This is a genomic window from Janthinobacterium sp. 344 (genome assembly GCF_900112025.1).
Classification (GTDB): Bacteria; Pseudomonadota; Gammaproteobacteria; order Burkholderiales; family Burkholderiaceae_D; genus Janthinobacterium.
The window spans coordinates 1-8,142 of sequence record NZ_FOKL01000024.1 but is presented as its reverse complement, the minus strand read 5'-3'; the positions used below and the strand labels follow the sequence as shown (position 1 = coordinate 8,142).

The following is an 8,142-nucleotide window of genomic DNA, read 5'->3' as shown; positions in this document are numbered from 1 at the left end:
CTTCGGTTCGGACCGCAAGCGCACGCGCGTCTTCAATGACATGGCGATCCAGCCGATGGAAAACTTCGGCATGGAATTCGTCGCCCTGTGGCAAAAAGACGAGTCGAACGCCAATGGTTCCTCGACCTGGACCTCGGTCGGCGTGCGTCCCGTGTACGCCTTCACCAACAACTTCAAGCTGGTGGGCGAACTGGGCACGGACCGCGTGACGCAAGCGGGCGGCCTGCCGGCTAAGCGCCTGACCAAGCTGACCATCGCGCCGACGATCTCGGCCGGTCCTGGCCTGTGGTCGCGTCCCGAGCTGCGCGCTTTCGTCACCTACGGCAAGTGGAACGATGCGGCCACCGCCTCGGTCAACGCGTCGAACAACGGCGGCCCGATCTACAACAACAATACCAGCGGCACGTCGTATGGATTCCAGGTAGAGACGTGGTTTTAAGCTGAAACAACCCAGAAGCAAAGGCTGGGGTCAGACCCGACGGGTCTGACCCAAGAAGCTGCATAAAAAAGGGCGGAACCGCGGTTCCGCCCTTTTACTTTACGGCATTACCAACTTACGGCAAGGCCACCGGCAGTTCCGGATACTCCTGCGTCAAGGCATACTTGGTGCCGCCCACGGTGACCGTGTAGTTGGCCGGTCCCGAGATCGGCAGGCGGTAGTTCAGGGTCAGCGCGACGGAGCCGCCTGGCGCCAGCGATTGCCAGGCGGGAATCGCAAAGCGGGCCCGGTTGTAGTTCTTCGTGAAGCCGCCGATATTGTTCGGCCCCGTGTACCCGGCATTGATCACCGTCAAGCCGAAGCCAGACTGGTCGCTCATGTCCGACGGCGCCGACACGGGATAGTCGAACTCCACCACGGTGCCACCCGGCAAGGTTGATGTGGTGTTGTTCTTCACCGTCATCACCGGGTTGATGGGAAAGTTGTTGTCGCCCAGCTTCCAGCCGCCCAGCGTGATGCTGACGTTGGCCGCCGTGCCCGGCATGGCGATTTCGGCGCGCTTGTTGCCATACACGCCAGCCGTGCGGAAGGCCTGGTACAGCACGTCCGTCAGGGTGGTGCCCATGAAATACTCGCCCTTGCCGCCATTGCGCGTGGCATCCCAGGCATAGTCGCCGGCCATTTCCCAGATCATCACGCCGCCGATATTGTTGTTGACGATGTACTGGGCCTTGGCCGCGATCGATTGCGTGGTTTCCGTGGAAATGAACACTTTCTTGGTCGCGTTCCACAGCCACGGCGCCACCATGGTGCTGCTGTAGTACGGCACATACGTGCCCACCAGCGCCTTGTCCGTGACTTTATACGCGTCCAGGTAGCTTGGCACGATACCGTTCTGCAAGTTCAGCGCATGCCAGATGGGGTTGCCGCCGCCTGGCGTGGGCTTGCCTTGCGAGTCGAGGTCGTACCACACGTTATCGATGCCGGTGGCGCCCATGCCGCAGGTTTTCACGCCCGCGCAGGTGACCGTGGAATTGGTCAGCGCCGTCGTGCCCCACAAGCCATTCGTGCCGCCCGTCACATCCTTCCAGCCCCGCGTGTAGAACGGCACGCCGATATTGATGCGCCCCGCCTGCATGGCGCCGCGGTAGTAGCGGTAGGCCCAGTCCGTGTTCAGGTAGCCGATGTTCTGGTATTGGTAGGCATTACCGGCGCGCAACTCGCCATCGTTGCCGTCGTCAAACAGCGCCGCGTTCGGCCCCACGTACTGGTTCCACGCGCCGTGCAAGTCGTAGGTCATCAGGCTGGCGTAATCGAGATATTTTAATCCCGACATGTTTTCCTCGCCGCGCAAGACCCAGCCCGAGGCGGAACCGGCGATGGTCAGCAGATAGTATTTATTGTCCTGCACGGCCGCTTCGTCGAGCTTCTGGCGCAGCACTTTCAGCAGCACGTTGTAGCTCGTCATCAAACCGGCCAGGCGCGGCTTCGAGGCGGCGAAGTCGTTCGGATTGCCCGCTTCATTGTTGGTGGTCGGGTGTTCGTAATCGACATCGACGCCATCGAAGAAATTATATTGGCGCACGAAGGCCACCATGGAATCGGCCAGGGTGTTGATGCCGGCCGTGTTGATGCTGCCGTCCGCGTTCGTCGTGGCCGTGTAGAAGCCGCCACTGCCGGCCCAGCCGCCCACGGAAATCATCAGTTTCACGCCCGGATACTTCTTCTTGTACTGCGCCAGCAAGTTGAAGTGACCCTTGTACGGCAAGGACGGGTCCATGGCCGCGGCCGGCACGTTCGGCCACGTGAGGCCCGTGTCCGGATTGGCCGCGCCGCTGCCGATGGCGATTTTCGAGGTGGCCGGATCGACGGAGGCGAACGCATAGTTCAGATGGGTGATCTTGTCCCACGGCAGGTTGTTCACCAGATAGGTGGGACTGCCATCGACGCCCGTGCGCCAGCTGGCGAAGTAGCCGACGATGCGCCGGTTCAAGCCGTTGCCCAGCACTTCGCGGCCATTCGCGTCGTACACCTTGCAATACGGCACATTCGGCACGGCCGAGATCAAGCCGTCGGGGCGGCAAGCCGTGGGGGTGGGCGTTGGCGTCGGCGTCGGCGTTGGCGTTGGCGTTGGTGTCGGCGTCGGCGTCGGCGTTGGCGTCGGCGTTGGCGTTGGTGTCGGCGTCGGGGTTGGGGTCGGCGTAGGGGTCGGTGTCGGCGTATCCGTCACGGCCCATGGACCCCAGGTGTCGGTGGCGCTGGGGACATTGCCCTGCGTCCACCACTTGGCCTTGTAGCTGACGCCCTGGTAGAGCACGCACTGGCCGCCCGTGTAGACGGTGGCGGCGTCCCAGACGGCGCAAGCTTCGACGGTGGCGTGCAGGGAATTCGGGGTGGCGGTCGTGCCATCCTGGCCGCCGCCGCAAGCGACGAGCACGCCGCTGAGCAGGGCCATCAATAATGCATTCGATTTCATGTGGTGTCTGTCTCCGTTATGGTTGAACATAGTGAGTTTGTTGCAGGCCCCTCGAGGGGCTCTTGTCAACTGTTATCCCTGGCCGGCTTGTACTGCTTTTGCTGCTACTGCAACTTCACATTCCAGTTGGCTTCCACGCATTTCACGTAATTCCCGGCCAGCAAGGCGCTGTACGGGGTTTGATAGCTGACCAGCTGGCATTGGTTTTCGCCACCGGCGCTCCAGTTCTTTTCCCAATAGATGTTGTAGGAAGCGGAACTGGCCGGCGTGAAGCGCTGCATGTTGGCGCATGACAATTGCTCGCCGGAATAATTCCAGCCCATGTCCGTGGCGAACTGCTTGTAGTAATCGATGCGGTTTTGCGCGGCCTGCTTTTCCGTGCCCTGCCCGCATTCGGCGTTGATGATCATGATGGTGGTGGCGAAGTTATTGCCCGCCCCGGCCGCCGTATCGGCCGCGTTCGGCACCCACGTGCCGTCAAGCACGTGCAGCATCGATGGTTTTGGCGGTTGCGGATAGACAAAGAAGAACGTGGCCGACGCCAGGTTCAGCCACGTCGAGGCCACCAGGTCCGGGTTTTTCAGCAGCACGGACTGGTCGCCGTCATGCATGGCTTGCGAGAACGGGCCATAGTTGTAGTTGTAGGACAGCTGCTTGGCGCCGCGGCCAAAATATTTCTTGAAGCTGCCGTCGGCGTTGGTGCCGCAGGTCCATACCTTGTTGAAGACGGGATCGGCGCACTCGATGTTGTAGCCGCAGCCGGCGCCCGTTTCGTCGCAGCCCAGCTCGCGCAAATACTTCAAGCCCTGGCGCCATTGCGGCAGCGGGCTGCTGGCGTTATGGTCGCCCGTTTCCTGGCCGAAGTGGGCAAACATGGTGGACAGGCTGTGGCGGCAGATGGCATCCGCATTGCGCCCGTCGCTGTAGTCGTCGCACACGGCGGGGAACTTGGCCACGGCCTGCAGGAAGCGCTGGTAGGTGTAGCTGGCGTCGCGCGCGGCGAAATAGTAATCCCACTTGGCCGCCGGCAACAGGCGTTCCACACGCTTGACGTTGAGCGGATTGCCGGCCAGTCCCGGCTGCACGGCCTCGACTTGCGCGTTGGGCAAGGTGCGGATCGACGCCTTGACCTTGCGGAAGAAATCATTATTCGTCAGCGCCGCTTCGTTGGCCTCGGCCTGCGCCTTGCTCGGGATGCCCGGCGTCGGTGTCGGTGTCGGTGTCGGTGTCGGTGTCGGTGTCGGTGTCGGTGTCGGCGTTGGCGTTGGTGTCGGTGTCGGCGTCGGTGTGCTGGTGTCGAGGCTCCACGGCCCCCACTGGTCGTTGTTCGGTGCCGTGCCCTGCACCCACCATTTGGCGCGGTACACCTTGCCGTCATAGACGACGCACTGGCCTGCCGTATACGCGGTGCTGGCGTTCCAGGCCGCGCAACTGTCGCCGGCGACGGTGGCTGCCAGCAGGGTCGAGGGGGTGTCGGTGGTGCTGTTGCCGCCGCAAGCGAGCAGCGCGCTGCCCAGCAGGCCAGCCATCAAGGGCGAAGCCAGCCGGCTCATTTGCCGTATCTTCACATTGTCTCCTGAACGTTGTACGAAAACTATCGGTGTAGCTTTTTATGTTGTACGTAAAGAAAGCACAGCGAAGCATCGGCTTTCTGCACAGAGAATGCGATGCCGAAAATTGGTAGTCAAGTGGTTTTATAAAACGGTGTTTTTTACAATACCAGTGGCATCTGGCGGCCAGCACATGGCGCAGGGGGCAAAGAATGACGGGCGTGGAAAAAGAGGAACGGGCGGCGCCATGCGGCAATACCGCGCCAGGAGCGGTGCGGCAAGTGGTATTAGCACTGCCGCAGCGGTTTTACGCGGCCGGTGCGGGGGCGCGCTGCCATTGTGGATAATACACATCATAAAACCAGCCATAGGCGCTTTCAATCTGCGTCTGGATGCGCGGCGGAATCACATGCGCCTTGGGCGCGCTGATGGCCGATTGCTGGCGGTGCGTATATTTCATGCGGTAATGGCTGTCGCTTTCCTGGATACCCACGGCAAGATCGGCTGGATCGATCTGGAAAGGTGCCAGGCCCAGCCACGCATACAGGTGCGACATGCATTCCACGGGCCGCGCCATCAAGTCTTCGAAACGCACGAAATACAGTTTCTGCTGCACCTCGACGGGCAGGTCCAGCACGGCATGCAGCGAACTCAAGGGTGCGCCGATGGTGCGGTCCTTGGCAAACAGCATGTCGGCGCGGCCCAGGCGGTCGAAATCGGCCAGATGGTCGACAAAATCGAGCAGGATGGTGCGCTGGTGCTGCGCTTCGATGGAGCCGTAGACCTGGCCCAGTTCCCGCACGCAGACGATGATTTTCGCTTCCGGCGCCAGCTGCAGCAGCATTTCCACGCAATGCAGCCAGGCGCGGTTCTTGTCCACCACGCCCTGCTTGCCGCAATCCTGGTACCAGCCGCGCAAGAATCCCTGCATGGCCGTTTTCAGGTGGCCGTAGCTGGCGTCGAATGCCGTATCGAGCTGCGACAGGAAAAAAGTATCATCGCTGACCATGCGCCGCATGCCCAGCAGGGCGTTGCACAGGGGCGAACTGTTGCCCTCGCAATGCAGGTCGGGATGTTGCGCCAGCAACTGGCACAGCAAGGTGGAGCCGGCGCGGGGCAAACCGGCCACGCCGATGAAATTGGATGTCATGCGATGTCACTTTCTGTTCAGCGTTGCGCTTCTGAAGGGAAACAAGGATGGTGCGGCAATTATAAGAGTGCCGCGATGCGATGGCACGATAAAAAAATGCCGCTTCGAAACACGAAGCGGCACTCCGGCGTCGCGGCATGGCGACGCCACCTGTTGCATTGACGCTTTTACTGGCGATCCTGGTTGTTGCCGCCCGCCTCCGTCGGCAGGCGCAAGCCGCTGTCGACCACGCTCAGGCGCAGGCCCGGCAAGACATTGCTGACGACATTGCCCGCCAGTTGCACCACCGGCGCGTTGCCTCCCTGCTCCCCCTCGCCCTTTGCCGCCGGCTTGCCGGGCGCCACTTCGCCCGTCGCAACCATGTCGGCCTGCACCATATTGCCCTGCGATGGCGCCACGTTGACGGCCGCGATCACATTCGAAATGGCGCTGCGCAAGGCCTCCGTCGGCTTGACCGTCAGCACGCCGCCGACATAGTTCAAGGTATAGTTGGTCGACGTCTGGCCCGAGGCCAGCACCAGGTAATCGCTGGCTATGGAACCGGTCGATGCCGTCGTGCCGAACACCAGATTGCCACCCAGTTCGCCCGCGACCGTATCGCCGCCCAGCAAGCCCGTATACACCACGTTGAAATCGGGATTGACGCGCCCCTGGTCTTTTTCCGCATTCGTTACCTTCACCGTCAAGACCGCCCTGGAAATATCGGCCGTGCTGGTTGCCGTCTGGTTGACCGTGTAGTTGCCCGCGTCGGCGCCCGTCAGGCGAATGCCGTTCACCGTCACCGTCTTGCCCGTGCCGGCATTCTTGTCGCTGAAGCTGGCGCCGTTCGTCACGACCGTCAACTGGTCATTGCCGATGCGGTTATCGCTGAGGGTCACGCTGGCATTGGTGGTGGCGTCATACACGCGGTCGCCGCCCGCGGCGCGGACGATCAGGCTGGCCGGCGTGATATCGGCCGTGGCCGTCGCCTGCGTGCTGGCCAGCACATAATTGCCCGCGTCCTGGCCCCCGAGACCCAGCCCGCTGATGCTCACCGTCTTGCCCGTCGCCGCATTCTTGTCGCTGAAGACGCCGCTGACCGTGCCACTGCCCAGGACCAGGCTATCGCCCGCCACCATGCCGTCGAAGGCGGCGCCGGCCAGGTTCAGGCTGGCCTTCGTCGTGCCGTCGTACACCTTGCCGGCGGCAAGAATGCCCGAGATGCCGCTGATCGTGGCCGGCGTGATGCTGGCGGTCAAGCCCTGCGGATCGGCCACCATGTAGTTGGCGGCCAGCCCCGTGCCATCGACCAGGGTCGTGCCGCTGACGGTGACCGCCTTGCCATTGCCCGCATTCTTGTCGCTGAAGCTGGCGCTCTGTCCGGCGATGCCCAGCGTTTCCGATCCCACCAGGCCGTTCAGCACGCCGCCGGACAGGCTGGCGACGGTATTGCCGTCATATACCTTGCTGCCTGCCACCTGCCCGCTCAAGGTCAGTACCTTGGCCGTGATATCGGCCGTGGCGCTGGCGACGGTACTGCCCAAGACATAGTTGCCGGCATCCGCGCCGCTCAGGGTCAGGCCCGTGATGCTCACCAGCTTGCCGGCGCCCGCATTCTTGTCGCTGAAAGTGCCGCTGGCGCCGGCAACGCCCAGGCTGTCGCCTTCCACCAGGCCATTGAAGCTGGCGCCCGACGTGTCCAGCAACGCGCCGACGCTGCCGTCATACGCCTTGTTGCCCGCGGTAATGCCGCCGACGCTGCCGATGAGCGCCTGGGCGATATCGGCCGTCAGGCCGGTGGGGTTGCTGATCGTGTAGTTGCTGGCCAGGCCGCCGTTGGCGCCGTCGACCAGGGTGGCGCCGCTGGCGGTGACGGTCTTGCCGGCGCCGGCGTTCTTGTCGGCGAAAACGGCGGACAGGCCCGTCACGCCCAGGGTTTCCGCGCCGACCAGGCCACTCAAGGCACCGCCCGACAAGGCCGCCGTGGCGGTGCCATCGTAGACCTTGTTATTGGCGCTCAGACCGGCCAGGGTCAGGGCTTTCGGCGTGATATCGCCCGTGGCGCTGCCCGTGGTGGTCAGCAAATTGTAGTTGCCGGCATCCGCGCCGCCGAGAGTGATGCCGCTGATGCTGACCATCTTGCCGTTGCCTGCATTCTTGTCGCTGAACGCGGCGCTTTCGGCGCTTGCCGACAGGCTGTCGCCCGCCACCATGCCGTTGAAGGTGGCGCCCTGTGCCCGCAGCGTGGCGCTGGCGCTGCCATCGTACACCTTGCTGTCGGCCAGCAAATTATTCACCGCGCTGATCGTCGCCTTGCCGATATTCGCCGTCGTGCTGGCCGAACTGCTGGCCAGCTCATAGTTGCCCGCGTCCGCGCCGCCGAGGACGATGCCGCTGATATTGACCATCTTGCCATTGGCCGCATTCTTGTCGCTGAAGCTGCCGCTGGCATTGGCCACCGTCAGGCTGTCATTGCCGATCTTGCCGCCAAATGTCGCGCCGGACGCATCGAGCGTGGCCGACGTCAGGCCGTCATACACCTTGTTGC

At 62.9% G+C, this 8,142-nt stretch carries 5 protein-coding genes; 1 reads left to right on the top strand and 4 read right to left on the bottom strand.

Going from position 1 to position 8,142, the window contains the following annotated elements; all coding sequences use genetic code 11:
• Positions 1-439: carbohydrate porin (locus BM193_RS28105; RefSeq protein WP_139229978.1), on the top strand; the 439-nt coding region annotated here is incomplete at its 5' end.
• A 115-nt stretch (positions 440-554) separates the two neighbouring features.
• Here the strand turns inward: BM193_RS28105 and BM193_RS28100 are convergent.
• From BM193_RS28100 to BM193_RS28945, 4 genes are all read right to left on the bottom strand, one after another.
• Entirely contained in the window at positions 555-2,915 is a 2,361-nt protein-coding gene (locus BM193_RS28100) for a chitinase C-terminal domain-containing protein (protein ID WP_092804650.1), read from the bottom strand.
• 104 nt (positions 2,916-3,019) lie between these two features.
• On the bottom strand, positions 3,020-4,483 hold the full coding sequence (locus BM193_RS28095; protein ID WP_254786468.1) for a glycoside hydrolase family 19 protein: 1,464 nt from the start codon (positions 4,481-4,483) through the stop codon (positions 3,020-3,022).
• A gap of 289 nt (positions 4,484-4,772) precedes the next feature.
• The gene (locus tag BM193_RS28090; protein ID WP_092804656.1) at positions 4,773-5,615 is read right to left on the bottom strand and encodes a sulfotransferase family protein; all 843 of its coding nucleotides are present in this window, start codon (positions 5,613-5,615) and stop codon (positions 4,773-4,775) included.
• A 167-nt stretch (positions 5,616-5,782) separates the two neighbouring features.
• Positions 5,783-8,142: beta strand repeat-containing protein (locus tag BM193_RS28945; RefSeq protein WP_254786467.1), on the bottom strand; the 2,360-nt coding region annotated here is incomplete at its 5' end.

Coding starts and splice junctions, on each gene's coding strand:
- BM193_RS28090 (WP_092804656.1), bottom strand. CDS start 5,615: ATGACATCCAATTTCATCGGCGTGGCCGGTTTGCCCCGCGCCGGCTCC.
- BM193_RS28100 (WP_092804650.1), bottom strand. CDS start 2,915: ATGAAATCGAATGCATTATTGATGGCCCTGCTCAGCGGCGTGCTCGTC.